The sequence below is a fragment of the Hylemonella gracilis ATCC 19624 genome (genome assembly GCF_000211835.1).
Taxonomy (GTDB): Bacteria; Pseudomonadota; Gammaproteobacteria; order Burkholderiales; family Burkholderiaceae_C; genus Hylemonella; species Hylemonella gracilis.
This window is the reverse complement of the sequence record NZ_AEGR01000102.1, coordinates 32,712-49,040: the sequence shown is the minus strand read 5'-3', so window position 1 is coordinate 49,040 and position 16,329 is coordinate 32,712. Positions and strand designations below refer to the sequence as shown.

Sequence of the window (16,329 nt, the reverse complement as noted above, 5' to 3'; positions counted from 1 at the left end):
GCGTTGAGGTTGAGTTTCAGGTTCAGTGGTTCAGGCAAACAGGCGTTTTTCACCCGAGCCAAAGAGGTTGCTCGTGCAACGGCCGCACAGCGTGGGGTGGGCGGAGTCCTGGCCCACGTCATCGCGGTAGTGCCAGCAGCGTTCGCATTTGGTGGCGGAGCTGGGCGCGACATGCACGGCAAAGTCGGCACCAGATTGCAGCGTCACCGCCGAGCTGATGAAGACGAACTTCAGGTCTTCGCCCAGACTGGCCAGCAGCGCATGGTCGGCGGCGTTCGCGCTCAGCGCGACTTCGGCTTGCAGCGAGGCACCCACCTTGCCTTCAGCGCGCAGCGCTTCGATCTCCTTGTTCACCACATCACGGATCTCGCGCAGTCGCTGCCACTTGCCCAGCAGTGCCGAGTCCGGCGCGGGGAAGCTGCGGAAGGTCTCGAAAAAGATGGAGTCATGGCCGGTTTCCGGCTGTCCAACGATCTTCCAAGCCTCTTCCGCCGTGAAGGACAGAAAAGGCGCCATCCAGCGCAGCATGGCGTGGGTGATCTGGTGCAGCGCGGTCTGGGCGCTGCGGCGCGCCAGGGACTTCGGCGCCGTCGTGTAGAGCCGGTCCTTCAGCACGTCCAGGTAGAAACCGCCCAGGTCTTCCGAGCAGTAGAGCTGCAGCTTGGCCACCACCGGGTGGAACTCGTATTTGTTGAAGTGATCGAGGATTTCCGCCTGCAGCTCGGCCGCCCGCGCCAGCGCGTAGCGGTCGATTTCCAGCAGTTGATCGGCTGGCACGGCATCCTTGGCCGGGTCGAAATCGCTGATGTTGGCCAGCAAGAAGCGCAGGGTGTTGCGGATGCGGCGGTAGCCGTCCACCACGCGCGCCAGGATCTTGTCGTCGCCCGCGATGTCGCCCGAGTAGTCGGAGGCCGCGACCCAGAGGCGGATGATTTCCGCCCCGAGCTTCTTGCTCATCTCCATCGGGTCGATGCCGTTGCCCAGCGACTTGCTCATCTTGCGCCCCTGCGCGTCGACGGTGAAGCCGTGGGTCAGCAACCCCTTATAGGGCGCGCGGCCGTAGATGGCGCAGGCCAGCAGCAGGGAGCTGTGGAACCAGCCGCGGTGCTGGTCGTGGCCTTCGAGGTAGAGGTCGGCTTCGGGGCCGGTTTCGTGGAAACCCGGCGCGTGCGTGCCGCGCAGCACGTGCCAGAAGGTCGAGCCCGAGTCGAACCAGACTTCCAGGATGTCGCTGCTCTTGTCGTAGTGGGGCGCGTCGGCGGCGCCCAAAATTTCTGCCGTCGTCACGCGGCTCCAGGCCTCGATGCCGCCCTGTTCGACGATGGCCGCGGCCTGGTCCAGGATCTCCATCGTGCGCGGGTGCAGCTCGCCCGTGGCCTTGTGCAGGAAGAAGGGGATGGGCACGCCCCAGCTGCGCTGGCGCGAGATGCACCAGTCGGGCCGGTTGGCGATCATGTCGTGCAGGCGCGCCTTGCCGTTGGCGGGGTAGAAGCTGGTCTGCTCGATGGCGTCCAGCGCGAGCTGGCGCAGGGTCTTGACCGGCTTGTCGCCCGCCTTGGTGAACACGCCCTCGCCCTCGTCCATGCGGATGAACCACTGCGCGGCGGCGCGGTAGATCACCGGCGTCTTGTGCCGCCAGCAATGCGGGTAGCTGTGGGTGATGGTGGTGGTGTGCAGCAGGCGGTCCGCGTTCTTCAGCGCCTCGATGATCACCGGAACGGCCTTCCAGATGTGCTGGCCGCCGAACAGCGCCAAGTCGGCCGCGTAGACGCCGTTGCCCTGAACCGGGTTGAGGATGTCCTCGTACTTCATGCCGTGCGATACGCAGGAGTTGAAGTCGTCCAGGCCATAAGCGGGCGCCGAGTGCACGATACCCGTGCCGTCGGTGGCGGTGGCGTACTCGGCCAGGTAGACCGGTGACACGCGGCGGTAGCCGGCGTCCACGTCGTGCAGCGGATGCTCGAATTCCAGCGCGGCGAGCTTTTCACCCGGCACCACGGCCAGCACCTGACCTTGCAGGCCCCAGCGCGTCATGCAGGACTCGACCAGGGACTCGGCCACGATGTACAGGCCACGCTCGGTGTCCACCAGGGCGTAGGGCAACTCGGGGTTGAGGTTGAGCGCCTGGTTGGCCGGGATGGTCCACGCGGTGGTGGTCCAGATGACGATGTAGGCGTCCTGGCGCAGGGCCGGCAGGCCGAAGGCCGCCGCGAGCTTGGCCGGGTCGTGGGCCTTGAAGGCCACATCGATGGTCTCGCTCTGCTTGTCGGCGTATTCGATCTCGAACTCGGCCAGCGAGGAGCCGCAGTCGAAGCACCAGTACACGGGCTTGAGGCCGCGATAGACGAAGCCGCGCTCGATCACGCGCTTGAAGGCGCGGATCTCGCCCGCCTCGTTGGCGTAATTCATGGTCTTGTAAGGCCGGTCCCATTCGCCCAGCACGCCCAGGCGCTTGAAGTCGGCCATCTGCTGCGCGATCTGCTCGGTGGCGAAGGCGCGGCTCTTGGCCTGCATGTCGTCGCGGCTCAGGTTGCGGCCAAACTTCTTCTCGATGGCGTTTTCGATCGGCAGACCGTGGCAGTCCCAGCCCGGCGTGTACAGCGCGTCATAGCCTTCAAGCTGGCGCGCCTTGGTGATCATGTCCTTGAGGATTTTGTTGACCGCGTGGCCCATGTGCAGCTGGCCATTCGCGTAGGGTGGACCGTCGTGCAGGATGAATTTGGGCTTGCCCGCCCGGGCCACGCGCAGGCGCTTGTAGAGACCCGCGTCACCTTCCTTGGCGTTCCATTCCTCCACCCAGGCGGGTTCGCGCTTGGGCAGGTCGCCGCGCATGGGGAAGGACGTGTCGGGCAGGTTGAGGGTGCTGCGGAGATCGGGGCTTTGTTCAGACATGGGACGGCGGGGAAAAGTCAGAGGGCGGGTCCGGCGTCCGTGACGGGGACCGGGCGGACAGAATGGATCGGGCTGGCGGGACAGTCGGCGAATGACCCAGCGGCGCTGGCGCCTGTGCGCCTTTGGCTCGCCGGGAACCGGCCGCCGGTCAAATTCGGTCGCGCGTGGTCTGGCGGCGCGTCTGGGTGTGGGTGGCGAACCAGGCACGGGCGTGCTCACAGTCCTGGGCGATGCCCGCTTGCAGGGCGTCCAGGCTGTCGTACTTCAGTTCGTCGTGCAGTTTGTGCAGCAGTTCCACGCGAATGATTTTACCGTAGCCCCCTTCGAGGCCCAGTTCGGCGGGCCAGTCGAAGACATGGGTTTCCAGCAGCACTCGGCCCCCGTTCACGTCGCTCGGGTCCAGGGACGGCCGCACGCCCAGATTGGCCACGCCCCGCAATGGCGCCTCTGCGCTGCTGGTCAGGCCGTGCACCTGCACGGCGAAGATGCCGCTGGCGGCGGGTTTCCAGTGCGCGAAGCGCAGATTGAGCGTGCGAAAGCCCTGGCCACCGCCCGGTGCGTTCGGCCCCAGGTTCTTGCCCAGTTCGCGCCCGAGCTTACGGCCATGCAGCACGTGACCACTGATGTGGTAGGGCCGGCCCAACAGCTTGGCTGCGTCGTCCATGCGGCCTTCGGCCAGGGCGGCGCGCACCAGGGAGCTGGACACCCGTTGGCTGGCGCCGCCGGGCGTCGGACCGGGCACGTGCACTTCGTAGCTGTTCATGCGCGCGACATCGAAGCCCTGGGCCTGACCGGCGGCGTCGAGCAGTGCGTAGTCGCCCGCGCGCCGGGCGCCGAAGCGGAAGTCGTCGCCCACCAGCAGGTAACGGGTGTTGAGGCCGCGCAGCAGCACGTCGTCGATGAAGGCCTGGGGCGAGAGTGTGGACAGCCGGGAGTCAAACGGCAGCACGACCACCTGATCGATCCCCGCCCGACGCAAGTCGGCCAGTTTGTCGCGCAGGGTGGAGATGCGCGCGGGCGCCAATTCCGGCTTGCGTGCCTGCGCGGCGAAGTAGTCACGCGGGTGCGGTTCGAACGTCAGCACGCAACTGCGCATGCCGCGCTGTTCGGCCTCGCTGCGCAGCAATGCCAGCATGGCCTGGTGGCCCCGGTGCACGCCATCGAAGTTGCCGATGGTGACGGCGGTGCCGATGGGCCGGCCGCCTGATTCCTCGGGCGCTGGCGCGCCGGCCAGGCCTGGATGGTGGAAACCGCGAAAGATTTTCAAGGCGGGGACGGTCGTGGGACCGTTGCGGGTTGATACGGTTTTGATAGCGTCGCGGCTTGCAATGGCGGGCCGTCAAAGGGTTCTGTGGCGCCACGTTCACGAATTGGGGGTATATTGTCGCATTGCCCGAAATTCCCGTTTGCTGGCTTGGTTTGACCATCAGGAGGCACGTGTTGAAGGTTCTTAAGCTCTCGGCCCAGGGACTGCCCCAGTCCTGGATTTCGCTGGAGGAAGCGGTGCTGCACTATGCCGCCGACGAGGTGCGCTGGGAGGCAGGCGGTGAGGTGGCCGTCTTCCGCGGCGGGCACAACGCCATCACGGGCCTGCAGTCCGTGGTCACGGTCAACAGCATCATTGGCACCAAGGGCGTCCCCAACATCAATCCCTTCGACCTGCGTCCGAGCTTGACCAATTCCAAGCTCTTCGCTCGCGACCGCAATGTCTGCGCCTACTGTGGCGAGCATTTCCATGAAGACGAGCTCACGCGCGAGCACATCATTCCCTTCGCTCAGAACGGCATCGACACCTGGATGAACGTGGTCACCGCCTGCCGCGCCTGCAACCACCGCAAGAGCAGCCGCACGCCCGAGCAAGCGGACATGCCTTTGCTGTACACGCCCTACGTGCCCAGCCTGTGGGAAGACTTCATCCTGCGCAACCGCCGCATCTTGGCTGACCAGATGGAGTTCCTGATGGCGCACGTGCCCAAATCTTCCCGCTTGTTGGCCTGACGGCGCCCCCCGACATCGGCTCCGCCCCGTTCGAGGCGGCCCCTACAATCCGGCCTTCGCGTGACGCGACAGGCCGTTTGTTTTTCCCACGCCCGGAAACAACCCGCGATGAGACAAAGCCTTGTCTGGCACGCTAGCAAGCGCCAAGAGACCGAGACCATTCACACAAAAACCCAGGAACGAGGAGACCTTCCAATGTTTGCACGCCGTACCTTCACCGCCGCCGCCCTGGCCTTGCTGGCCGGCACGGGGCTGGCCCAAGCCCAGACGGCCAAGCCGGTCAAGATGGCCTACGCTTTGGCGCTCAACTCCCATTACGGCGCGGGCGCCCAAGCCTGGGCGGCCCATGTCGAAAAAGCCACGAACAACGCCTTCAAGGTCCAGCAGTTTCCCGCCAGCGCCTTGGGCGGCGAACGCGAGCTGATCGAGGGTCTGCAGCTCGGCACCATCGAAGCCATCCTGGTCTCCACCGGCGCGCTCAGCAACTTCGTGCCCGAGGTCGGCGTGGTGGACGTTCCCTTCCTGTTCCGCGACACCGCGCACGCGCGCAAGGTGTTTGACGGCCCCATCGGCCAGGGGCTGCTGGACAAATTCAAGCAGCGTGGCCTGATCGCCCTGGCCTGGGGTGAGCAGGGCTTTCGCCACTTGAGCAACAACAAGCTGCCGGTGAACACGCCGGCCGATCTCAAGGGTCTGAAGATCCGCACCATGGAGAACCCGGTGCACCTGCTGGCCTTCCGCACCCTGGGCGCTTCGCCCACGCCCATGGCTTGGCCCGAGGTGATCGGCGCGCTCCAGCAGGGCGTGATCGACGGCCAGGAAAACCCGCTGTCGGTCTTCGTCTCGGCCAAGCTCTGGCAGGTGCAGAAGAACTTGACGCTGACCGGGCACGTCTACGCGCCGGTGGCCTTGATCGTCTCGCCGGCCTTTTTCAACGGGCTGACGGACGCCCAGAAGACCGCCTTCATCGAAGGCGCCAAGATCGGCGCCAAGGCTTCGCGCGATTTCGTCGACGACGTCGAGGCCAAGGGCGTGGCGGAAATCAAGTCGCACGGCGTCAACGTCGTGACCCAGGTGAACAAGGCCCCGTTCCAGGCCGCGCTGACGCCGGCGTACCAGCAGTACGCGGCCAAGTTCGGCCAGCAGACCCTGGACCAGATCGCCGCTGTGAAATGAAGCGCCCCCTGAGTCGCTGCGCGCCTTCCTCCTTGAGTGGGACGACGGCCTGGGCTGCGGGGCGGCCCTTGGCTGGCCGTCCGCGCCTTGAGGCCGTGCCAGTTCGGCATGGTGTGACGAAGCCCAGGGGCGGATTGTTCTATGGAGCGTCTTGAGCGTGCCCTGGTCGCCTGCAACCGCGGCCTGCTGATCGTGTTGCTGCTGGTCATGGCCTGCATCGTCTTCTCCAATGTGGTGCTGCGCTACACCACGGGCGACGCGATCTACTGGGCCGAGGAGGTGGCGCGCCACCTGATGGTCTGGATCACCTTCCTGGGCGCGGGCCTTGTGCTGCGTTTTGGCGGGCATGTGGCCATCGACAATCTGCATCAGGCCGTCGGTCCCCGTGGGGCGCGATGGCTGCGCGCCTTCGTGCTCGCCTGCTTGGGCCTGTCCTTCCTGCTCATGGCCTACCACGCCTCGCTCTACGTCTGGGCCACGCGCTTCCAGACCACGGCGGCGACGGGCGTTCCCTTCGCGTGGATCTACGCGGCCATGCCCGTGGGCTTTGTCTTGCTCTTCCTGCACCTGCTCTTCATCGCGCGGACCTATGTGCTGGAGGGCCGCCACGCCGAGTCGTCCGAGATGGACGCCGAAGCGGCCGCGTCGATCTGATCCGAAGCCTCCGCCGTTTCTCGCCGATTCCAGCGCCTCTCACCATGACCCTGACCCTCTTCATCGCCGTCGTCGTGCTGCTGGCCTTGGGTTTTCCGGTCGCCTTCGCGCTGATCATTTCGGCGGCCCTGGCGGTGGCCGTGGGCGGGCGTTACCCGCAGCTCGTGGTGTTCAAGGAAATGTTCACGGGCATCGACAGTTTTCCGCTGATGGCCGTGCCGTTCTTCATCCTGGCGGCGGAGCTGATGTCGGGCGGCGCGCTGACCGCGGTATTGCTGCGCTTCGCGGCCCAGTTCGTCGGCCATTTGCGCGGTGGGCTGGGTTACGCCAACGTGCTCTCGCTCACGCTGTTCTCGGGCATCTCCGGCTCGGCGCTGGCGGATGCAGCCGGTCCAGGCTCCATGATGGTGAAGATGATGGACAAGGCCGGTTACGGCCGGGCCTATGCGGCGGCGCTGACTTCGGCCACGGCCATCGTCGGCCCCATCATCCCGCCGTCCATCATCATGATCATCTACGCCATGCAGGACGAGCAGGTCTCGGTCGGCGGCCTGTTCATGGCGGGATTCGTGCCGGGCTTGCTGATCGCCCTGGCCATGGCCGGCGTCAACTGGCGCATCAGCAAGGCGCGCGACTACCGTTCTGGCGACCCGCGTCCTCCGGCGCGCGAGATGCTGGTGACGAGCATCAAGGCGCTGCCCGCGCTGTTGCTGATCGCGCTCATCCTCGTGGGCATCCGTTTCGGTGTCTTCACGCCGACCGAAGCTTCGGTGGTGGCCGTGTTCTACGCCCTGGTCTGCGGCAAGTGGATCTACCGCACGCTGTCCTGGAAGGCGCTGCCCGCCATCGCCGCGCGTTCAGCCATGCTCACGGCCTCGGTCCTCCTGGTGATGGCGGCCTCGGCGGCCTTTTCCTGGGTGCTCACGGTGGAAGGCGTGCCGCAAGCGCTGTCGCAGACCATCATCGACTGGCAGCTCTCGCCCTGGATGTTCCTGCTGGCCGTCAACCTGCTCTTGCTGCTGTTCGGCATCTTCATGGAACCGCTGCCGGGCGTGATGATCCTGGTGCCCATCCTGGCCCCCATCGCCGCCGCGCTGGGGATCGACCCCACGCATTTCGCGATGGTGGTCATCGTCAACCTGACCCTGGGCATGATCACCCCGCCGGTCGGCAGCCTGCTCTTCGTGACCTCGGTTGCGACCCGCGTGCCCATGAACGCGTTGCTGCGTGAGCTGCCGCCTTTTCTCTGGGCGCACCTCGCGGTCCTGCTGTTGCTGACCTTCGTGCCGGCCCTGTCGACCTGGCTGCCGCACACACTGGGTTTTTGAAGTTCACCCGCCCACGTCGGCGTGCGGGGATGGCTGGGGATGAGGTGGGTCAAATGCCCCCGGATTCCAGCCGGACCGCGCCGCGCGGCGTTTGCAGCACGGCGATCAGATTGGGGCGGCCCTCGTCCACGGTGAGTGGGCTCAAGCCGATGGCCTGGCACGCGGCGCGCAGTTCCTGGGCCTGGGGGTGCGTGGCCTGCAGCGCGCGCAGACGCAGGCCGCGGTCGGGCAAGGAGGCGCTGGGATGGGTCTCGCCCCATTGGATCAGCGTGGGCAAGGCGCCGTGGTACAGGCGCTGCCCGTCCTCGCGCACCGTGATCTGCCATTCCAGCAGGCCATCCGCCGTCTGGCGCGAAGCGCGCAGCAGCGGCCCCCGCTCGATCCCTTGCGCTGACCAGGCCGCGCAGGCCCGCGCAGCGTCATCGCATTGCGCGACGAAGTGGACCAACCGGGGTGCTTCGCGCAGGGCCGCTTGCAGGGTGGGGTCGTCCAGATCGAACCAGCGACGGCGGTCCGGTGCGGGCGCCTGCGGGTTGATCGCGATGATCTCCAGGTAGGCCACCGGATGCGCGCCGTCCTTCAAGGCCAACAGCCGGTTGTGCGTGCCCATCAGCACGTGCTCACCGCCGGGTCCAGGCTCGACGCCCAGCACGGCCTGGCACCAGGCCAGGCCCTGGGCCAGGCTGTGGGCCGCGATCACCAGATGATCCACCCGGGCCGCCAACGCGGCAGCCGATGCGATGCCAGACGCCACGCCGGTCGCCATGCTGGACCTCAGGCGAACACGCCCGCCGTGTCCTGCATGCGCGCGCTGACTTCGCCAAGGGCATGCAGGGTGTCGCCGTAGCTCAGCTCCAGTTGCGTGAGTTTCTTGAAGTAGTGGCTCACGATGAATTCCTCCGTCACGCCAATGCCGCCGTGCAATTGCACGGCCTGCTGACCGATGAAACGCATGCTCTGGCCCAGTTGCACCTTGGCACGCGCCATGGCTCTGCGGCGCTCGTCGGCCGGTGCGTTGAGTTTGAGGCTGGCGTAATAACTCATGGAGCGCGCCAACTCGAGTTGCATCTTCATGTCGGCCACGCGGTGGCGCAGGGCCTGGAAGGTGGCCAGCGTCACGCCGAACTGCTTGCGGGTGTTCATGTAGTCCACCGTGGCGGCCAGGGTCTGGTCCATCACGCCCACGGCCTCGGCGCAGAGCGCGGCGAGGCCGATGTCCACCGCATGTGCCAGCGCGTTCAGGCCCTCGGTCGTGAGGAGTTGCGCCGGGGCCGACTTGAAACTCACCTCCGCCGCGCGCGAGCCGTCCACCGTGCCGTAGCCTTGCGCGGTGACGCCGTTGGCATTGCGCTCGACGAGGAAGAGGGCGATCTTGCCCTGCACCTGGGCCGGCACGAGGAAGGCGTCCGCTTGGTCCCCCACGGGCACGAGACTCTTGAGGCCGGTGATCTCCCAGTGGCCACCGGTTTGCGTGGCCGAGGCCGCGCAGACCTCCAGCCGGTAGCGTGCCTGGCGTTCCACATGCGCCAGCACCACGATGCGTTCGCCGCTGGCGATGCCGGGCAGCCAGGCTTGCCGCAGCTCGCCCGGTCCATGCCCGGCCAGGACGCCGCCCGCGATCAGCGATTGCGCCAGCGGCTCCAGCACGATGCCGCGCCCGAGTTCTTCCATCACCACCATGCCCTCGATGGGGCCCATGCCCAAGCCGCCCTCGTCCTCGGGGATGTAGAGCCCCATCAGGCCGAGCTCGGCCAGCTCACCCCAGGCTTCGCCGGAAAAGCCGCCATCGCGGGCGATGGCGCGGCGGCGCTCAAAGTTGTAGGCGCGGCCCACCCATTTGCGCACGGCGTCGCGCAGCTGCTCCTGCTCGTCGGAAAAATCAAAATCCATGTCGGTCTCCAGCTTCGTTGTTCGAATCAACCCAAGACGGTCTGGGCCACGATGTTGCGCTGCACTTCGTTGCTGCCGCCGTAGATGGTGGTCTTGCGCGTGTTCAGGTAGGTGGCGGCCAGCGGGGCATTGGCCACGTCGCCGCCGGGATAGCCGCCGGGGAAGTCGCCCTGCCAGCCCGCTTCCATCGCTTCCTGGATGAAGGGCAGGCTGAAGGGGCCGGCGGCCAGCATCATCAGCTCGGTGTAGCGCTGCTGGATTTCGCTGCCCTTGATCTTGAGCAGGCCCGCGATGTCCAGCGAGTTCTTGCCGCTCTTCTCGGCCGAGAGCACGCGCAGCACCAGCATCTCCAGCGCCACCACGTCCACCTCGAGCAGGGCGATCTGGTCACGGAAACGCGCATCGTCGTACACGCCCTCGCGCTTGGCGATGGCCTTGACCCGCTCCAACTCGCGCTTGGCGCGGTTCACGTCGGCGATGTTGGTGCGCTCGTGGCTGAGCAGGTGCTTGGCGTAAGTCCAGCCCTTGTTCTCCTCGCCGATCAGGTTCTCGGCCGGCACTTCCACGTTGTCGAAGAAGACCTCGTTCACCTCGTGTCCACCGTCCAGCATGATGATGGGGCGCACGGTCACGCCCGGGCTCTTCATGTCGATCAGCAGGAAGGAGATGCCGGTCTGCGGCTTGCCTTCGGTGCTGGTGCGCACCAGGCAGAAAATCCAGTCGCCGTGCTGGCCCAGCGTGGTCCAGGTCTTCTGGCCGTTCACGATGTAGTGCGGGCCTCGGCGCTCGGCGCGGGTCTTGAGGGAGGCCAGGTCGGAGCCCGAGCCCGGCTCGCTGTAGCCCTGGCTCCACCAGACTTCGCCGCTGGCGATGCCGGGCAGAAAGCGCCGCTGCTGCTCGGGCGAGCCGAAGGCCATGATGACGGGAGCGACCATCACCGGTCCGAAGGGGATGATGCGCGGTGCGCCCGCCAGCGCGCACTCTTCCTCGAACAGGTGCTTCTGCACCGCGTTCCAACCCGGTCCGCCGAATTCCCTGGGCCAGCCGTAGCCCAGCCAGCCCTTTTGGCCCAGGGTGCGGGCCCAGCGCTGGTGATCGTCGCGGCTCAGGTGCAGGGCGTTGCGCACCTTGTGGGCGATGTCGGGGGGCAGGTTCGCGCGCACCCAGGCGCGGATCTCGTCGCGGAATTTTTGTTCCTCGGGGGTGAAGGCCAAGTCCATGGGCTGTCTCCTGAATCGTCGTGTTGGCGCGGGCAGCGGTTTTAGCACGACCGTTCGCTTCGGTCTGTCCAGGCTGCGACAAGGATAATCCCGGGCATGAGAAACATCGTGATCCTGATTTCGGGAGGCGGCTCGAACATGGCCGCCATCGTGCGGGCCGCCGCCCGCGAGGACTGGGCAGCGCGCTTCAAGGCCCGGGTGTCCGCCGTGATCAGCAACAAGTCCGACGCCAAGGGCCTGGTCTTCGCGAAGGAGGAGGGCATCGCCACCGCCGTCCTCGACCACAAGGCCTATGCCAGCCGCGAGGCTTTCGACGCCGCGCTGATGCAGGCCATCGATGCCCATGCGCCCACGCTCGTGGTGCTGGCGGGTTTCATGCGCATCCTCACACCCGGCTTCGTGGACCATTACGCGGGGCGCCTGCTCAACATCCACCCCTCCTTGCTGCCGGCCTTTCCGGGCCTGCACACGCACCGCCGTGCCATCGAAGCGGGGTGCAAATTCGCCGGGGCCACGGTGCACCAGGTCACGGCGGAACTCGACCACGGCCCCATCCTGGCCCAGGCCGTGGTGCCGGTGCTGCCGGACGACGACGAAGACGCGCTGGCCGCGCGCGTGCTCACGCAAGAGCACCTTATCTACCCGCGCGCCGTCGCGGAGTTTCTGAGCGCCACGAAGTGAGGACGACACCATGAACACCGCCACCGTTTCCGCCGCGCCCGTTCCCCTGCGCCAAGACGCCAGCCTGATTGGTCTGATCGGCGTGGCCCACCTGATCAGCCACTTCAGCCAGCTCCTGTTGCCGCCCTTGTTCCCTTGGCTGCGCACCGAGTTCGGCGTCAGTTACGCCGAGCTGGGTTTTCTGATGTCGGTGTTTTTCGTCGTGTCCTGCGTGGCGCAGACGCTGTCGGGCTTTTTCGTGGACCGCTTCGGTCCGCGCCCCGTGCTCTACGCCGGTCTGGGGCTGTTGGCGATGGCCGCCTTTGGCTATGCTTCCAGCACCAGTTACGCGATGCTGCTGGCCTGCGTGGTCATCGGTGGACTGGGCAACGGTGTCTTCCATCCGGTGGACTACACCCTGATCAACCGCAAGGTCAGCGGGCCGCGCCTGGGCCATGCCTACAGCGTGCATGGCATCAGCGGCAACCTGGGCTGGGCCGTGGCCTCGGCCTTGGTGGTGCCGCTGGCCATGCTGCATTCCTGGCGCGTGGCCTTGGCCGTCGCGGGCTGCGTGGTGCTGGGGGTGCTGCTGCTCTGCGTCTGGCAGGGCCGGCGGTTGGCCGCGCCGCCGCCGGCCGCGTCTGCGCGCACGCAGGTCGCGCAAGCCGCGCACGCGGCGCGTTCCGAGGGCGCGTTGGATTTTCTGCGCATCCCGGCGGTGTGGATGTGCTTTGCCTTTTTCTTCATCTTCGCCACGGCGCTCAGCGTGGTGCAGGCTTACGCGCCCGAGGCGGCGCGCCAGTTGCATGCCATGCCCCAGGCTTGGGTGGCGATCTGCCTGACGGCCTACATGGTGGCCAGTGCCTGCGGCATGGTGGTGGGCGGCTTCCTGGCCACCGATGCGGCGCGCAGCGAGCGTCTGGTGGGCGCGGGCTTCGGCGTGGCGGCCGGCATCTCGCTGGTGCTGGGTTTGGCGCCACTGTTCGCGGCGGTGGTGCCCGTGCTGTTCGCTGGCATGGGGCTGGCGGCGGGTTTCGCGGGGCCCGCGCGTGACCTGCTGATCAAGCGCTCGACGCCGGAACACGCCAGTGGCCGTGTCTATGGGGTGGTGTATGCCGGGCTGGACATTGGCCAGGCGGTGTCGCCCCTGGTGTTTGGCTGGCTGATGGACCACCAGGACTGGCGCGCCGTGTTCGTCGGCCTCGCGCTGGTCCAACTGACCTTGGTCGTGACGGCCTTGCGCGTGCGGCACACGCGGCGCACCCTGGTGGCGGCGGCGCGCTGAGGCCCAGCTGCGCTGAACCGATCAGGACGGACGGCCGCCGCAAGTAGCCGTTGCGGCGGACGGTCCTTCGTTCAAGGCGTTCAGGCCGTGGCGTTCACCGTGCTGCCCTGGCTGCTGAACGTGGCGCTGAGTTGGGCGTAGGCTTGCTGCACCAGCAGGGTCAAGCGCTGCGTGCTGGAGCTTGAGCCCTGGCTGCTCTGGGCGGCCTTCTGCTCTTCGTTCAGCTGGTCCAGAAAGCTCTGGGCCTCGTCGTCGCTGACCTGGTGGTCGCCATTGCTGTCCAGGGCGTCGAGCAGCGCTTGCAATGCATCGGTCGTGCTGTCACTGCTGTCGCTGGCGTCCGCGCTCGGTGGCGGCGGCGGGGGCATGCCGCCTTGGGGCCGGCCAGCCTCGAACTCGGTCTGGCTCAGGCTGCCGTCACCGTCGGTGTCCAACTCGGCGAAGCGCTCGGTGGCGTCTTCCTCGACGCCCATCTTGTCGAACAGCGATTGCAGTTCGTCGCTGCTGACCTTGCCGTCGCCATCCGTGTCGATCTTGCCGAACAGGTCGTCGCCGCCGCCTTCGGCGCCGCGCGACTGGGCGAAGTCCATCGTCGACGGCGGCGGCATGATGCTGCGCATGCCCTCGTCGAGTTCGGTCTGGCTCAGGCTGCCGTCGCCGTCGCTGTCCATCTTGCTGAGCATGTCACCGGCGCTGGCGTCGAAGCTCGTGCCGGTTTTCTCAGAGATGTCGTCCAGCATGGTCTGCAGCTCGGCTTCGTCCACGCTGCCGTTGCCATCGGTGTCGACCTTGGCGAACATTTCGGCGGGGTCCTTGCCACCTGGCGGCCGATTGCCGCGCATGGCGATCATGGAAGACCAGGCGCTGCTCGCGCCGCTGATTCCACTGATGCTACTCATGGTGATTCCTTTCAGTTCCAAGAGGGTTGCGTCGCCGGTTCCCAACGGACGCACGGCGACCAGTGCATTGTTCGAAGAGGTCGTAAAGCCCTGTTGTGCGCCTTGTATCGAGGCCGATACGAAAGCCCTTGCTAAGCGACGAACTGCCGGGAGGTCCGCGCCCAGTTTTTTGTTTCGGGACGGGTCGTGCTGCCTACACTTTTGGCCCAATTGCTGCGTTTTCCAACGTCACCCGAATCCCCTTGTCCATTTCGCCTCCCCGTGCCATGAGTTCCAAGCCGCGCGTTCTGCTCGTCGACGACGATGAAAGCATCACCGGACTGCTCTCCGACTACCTAGCTGGCTTTGGTTTCGAGGTGCGCATCGCGAGCGATGGCTCGGCGATGCGCGCGGCGCTGGCGCAAGACGAGGCGGACTTGGTCGTGCTGGATGTGATGCTGCCGGGCGAGGACGGTCTGGTGCTGTCGCGTGAGCTGCGACGGCAATATGCCCGCTTGCCCATCATCATGCTCACGGCCCGCGCTGAGGCCTACGATCGGGTGATCGGTCTCGAAATGGGCGCGGACGATTACCTCTGCAAGCCTTTTGAGCCGCGCGAGTTGGTGGCGCGCATCCGCACGGTGCTGCGCCGCGCCAGCCGGCCCACGGGCGAGCCGCCGCTGATCGGGCGCGTGTGCTTCGATGGCTGGGAGCTGCGCTTGCAAGAGAGAAACCTGCTGTCGCCGCGAGGCGTCGTGGTGCCCTTGTCGAACGCCGAGTTCCGCTTGCTCAGCACCTTTCTGCGCATGCCGCGGCGGGTCTGCACGCGTGACCAGTTGATGGAGCAGGCGCGCGGCCGGGCGATGGACAGCTTCGAGCGCAGCATCGACCTGCTGGTGTCACGCCTGCGCCAGAAGCTGGCCGAGGACACGGAAGCGCCGTCCCTGATCAAGACCGTGCGCGGGGCGGGCTACCTCTTCAATGTGAATTCGGTGCAGGGGATGGCGTCGTGGTAGCCGTGGTCGTGCCAGCCTGGCTGAAAAAAATCTCCGCCCTGGCTTCGCGCTTGCTGCCCGCCACGCTGTTTGGGCGTTTGGCCTTGCTGCTCTTCGTCGCGGTGCTGGCCAGCCATTTGCTGGCGTTGACGCTGATGTTTGAGTTACGCCCCACGCCTCAATGGCGTGCGCCGCCGCCAGGCGGTCCTGAGTTCACTCCTGAATTCCGCCCTGAGTTTGGCCCTGAGTTCGCTCCTCACTCTGACCGGGCTGCCCCTGGGGCGTGGCCGGCCTCGCCGCCTCGACCGGCGGGGCCACCCCCACCGCCCGGCGGGCCTTTGCACCTGGGCGCGAGCATGTTGCTGGACATTGGTGTCCGGCTGGGTGCATTGATGCTGGCCGCCTGGGTGGGGGCTCGCTGGCTGTCCCGTCCGATCCGTCGGCTGGCCCAGGCCGCGCGCGAGCTGGGCCAGGACGTGCACCGGCCCCCGTTGCCGGAGGAGGGCGCCCAGGAGTTCCGGGAGGCCAGCCGGGGCTTCAACCAGATGCAGGCCCAGCTGCGTCGGCAGCTGGAGGAGCGCGACCGTTTCGTGGCCGCCGTCTCGCACGATCTGCGCACGCCGCTGACGCGTTTGCGCCTGCGCGCCGAGTCCTTGGCCGACCCCGGCGAGCGGCAGGCCTTTCAGCACGACATCGACGGCATGGAGGAGATGATCCGCGCCACGCTGGACTACCTGCGCGGCGTGGCCGACGAAGAGCCGGTCGTATGGCTGGATGTCGGCGCCTTGCTCACCAGCCTCGCCGATGACCATCCCGCAGGCCCAGAGGCCGTCTTGGTCGAGGGCTCGGCGCGCCCGGTGCGTGCTCAGGCCTCGGCGCTGCGGCGCGCGTTGGCGAATCTGATCGACAACGCGGTGCGCTACGGCGAGCAGGCCCGCGTTGTGCTGCGCGACGAGCCAGCGTGCGTGCGCATTGAAATTTCAGACCGTGGGCCCGGCATCCCGCCGCATCAACTGGAGCAGGTGTTCGAACCCTTCTACCGCTTGGAAGCCTCCCGCAACCGGCACACGGGCGGCGTGGGCCTGGGTTTGGCCATCGCCCGCGACCTCGTGCGGCGGCAGCGCGGCAGCTTGAGTTTGCGCAATCTGCCCCAAGGCGGCTTGCAGGCGGTGCTGGAACTGCCGCGAGACTGAGCATCGCCCCTGGCCCCTGGCCCCAGGCCCCGGGCCAGCTGGCAGCTCTTCGCGATGCGAGACGGTGTGGGGCGGTTCAGGGCGGCGTAGGGCGGGGTGTGAGCGCCAGAACCCTTCAAGCCGCAGGGCGCGCGCGAGCGGGAGACAATGCGGGCTTGAT

The 16,329-nt window shown here is 66.9% G+C and carries 14 protein-coding genes; 8 read left to right on the top strand and 6 right to left on the bottom strand.

The features are described 5' to 3' along the window. Nucleotides 1-30 precede the first annotated feature (30 nt). Together ileS and HGR_RS15430 are read right to left on the bottom strand one after the other, a co-directional pair. Nucleotides 31-2,892, bottom strand: coding sequence for an isoleucine--tRNA ligase (gene ileS / locus HGR_RS15435; protein WP_006299298.1), 2,862 nt, complete (start codon nt 2,890-2,892; stop codon nt 31-33). A 148-nt stretch (nt 2,893-3,040) separates the two neighbouring features. Continuing rightward, the gene (locus HGR_RS15430) at nt 3,041-4,159 is read right to left on the bottom strand and encodes a bifunctional riboflavin kinase/FAD synthetase (protein ID WP_006299297.1); all 1,119 of its coding nucleotides are present in this window, start codon (nt 4,157-4,159) and stop codon (nt 3,041-3,043) included. Nucleotides 4,160-4,332: 173 nt separating this feature from the next. Here HGR_RS15430 and HGR_RS15425 point away from each other — a divergent pair, with 173 nt between their 5' ends. The 4 genes from HGR_RS15425 (at nt 4,333) to HGR_RS15410 (ending at nt 8,048) form a co-directional block, all read left to right on the top strand. Next, nucleotides 4,333-4,890, top strand: coding sequence for an HNH endonuclease (locus HGR_RS15425; RefSeq protein ID WP_006299296.1), 558 nt, complete (start codon nt 4,333-4,335; stop codon nt 4,888-4,890). Nucleotides 4,891-5,085: 195 nt separating this feature from the next. After that, on the top strand, nt 5,086-6,066 hold the full coding sequence (locus HGR_RS15420; protein WP_006299295.1) for a TRAP transporter substrate-binding protein: 981 nt from the start codon (nt 5,086-5,088) through the stop codon (nt 6,064-6,066). Between the two features lie 141 nt (nt 6,067-6,207). Continuing rightward, nucleotides 6,208-6,720, top strand: coding sequence for a TRAP transporter small permease (locus HGR_RS15415; protein WP_006299294.1), 513 nt, complete (start codon nt 6,208-6,210; stop codon nt 6,718-6,720). 44 nt (nt 6,721-6,764) lie between these two features. After that, the gene (locus tag HGR_RS15410; protein WP_006299293.1) at nt 6,765-8,048 is read left to right on the top strand and encodes a TRAP transporter large permease; all 1,284 of its coding nucleotides are present in this window, start codon (nt 6,765-6,767) and stop codon (nt 8,046-8,048) included. Between the two features lie 49 nt (nt 8,049-8,097). Here HGR_RS15410 and HGR_RS15405 read toward each other — a convergent pair whose 3' ends face one another. The 3 genes from HGR_RS15405 to HGR_RS15395 are packed head-to-tail and all read right to left on the bottom strand — an operon-like array spanning nt 8,098 to nt 11,158. Beyond that, nucleotides 8,098-8,814 (bottom strand): VOC family protein, encoded by a 717-nt coding sequence (locus HGR_RS15405; protein WP_006299292.1) that lies wholly within the window; start codon nt 8,812-8,814, stop codon nt 8,098-8,100. Nucleotides 8,815-8,822: 8 nt separating this feature from the next. Beyond that, the gene (locus HGR_RS15400; protein WP_006299291.1) at nt 8,823-9,938 is read right to left on the bottom strand and encodes an acyl-CoA dehydrogenase family protein; all 1,116 of its coding nucleotides are present in this window, start codon (nt 9,936-9,938) and stop codon (nt 8,823-8,825) included. A gap of 26 nt (nt 9,939-9,964) precedes the next feature. Then, complete coding sequence (locus HGR_RS15395) at nt 9,965-11,158, bottom strand: acyl-CoA dehydrogenase family protein (protein ID WP_006299289.1); 1,194 nt, start codon at nt 11,156-11,158, stop codon at nt 9,965-9,967. Nucleotides 11,159-11,254: 96 nt separating this feature from the next. Here HGR_RS15395 and purN point away from each other — a divergent pair, with 96 nt between their 5' ends. Together purN and HGR_RS15385 are read left to right on the top strand one after the other, a co-directional pair. Next, entirely contained in the window at nt 11,255-11,839 is a 585-nt protein-coding gene (gene purN / locus HGR_RS15390; protein WP_006299288.1) for a phosphoribosylglycinamide formyltransferase, read from the top strand. 10 nt (nt 11,840-11,849) lie between these two features. Continuing rightward, the gene (locus HGR_RS15385; protein ID WP_006299287.1) at nt 11,850-13,103 is read left to right on the top strand and encodes an MFS transporter; all 1,254 of its coding nucleotides are present in this window, start codon (nt 11,850-11,852) and stop codon (nt 13,101-13,103) included. An 80-nt stretch (nt 13,104-13,183) separates the two neighbouring features. Here HGR_RS15385 and xopAW read toward each other — a convergent pair whose 3' ends face one another. Next, entirely contained in the window at nt 13,184-14,002 is an 819-nt protein-coding gene (gene xopAW, locus HGR_RS15380) for a XopAW family type III secretion system calcium-binding effector (RefSeq protein WP_006299286.1), read from the bottom strand. A 266-nt stretch (nt 14,003-14,268) separates the two neighbouring features. Here xopAW and HGR_RS15375 point away from each other — a divergent pair, with 266 nt between their 5' ends. Next, on the top strand, nt 14,269-14,997 hold the full coding sequence (locus HGR_RS15375) for a response regulator (protein WP_006299285.1): 729 nt from the start codon (nt 14,269-14,271) through the stop codon (nt 14,995-14,997). Further along, a complete protein-coding gene (locus tag HGR_RS15370) occupies nt 14,991-16,169 on the top strand; it encodes an ATP-binding protein (RefSeq protein WP_006299284.1) in 1,179 nt (392 codons plus the stop codon). The genes HGR_RS15375 and HGR_RS15370 overlap by 7 nt, the downstream gene beginning before the upstream one ends. The last annotated feature ends 160 nt before the right edge of the window (nt 16,170-16,329 follow it).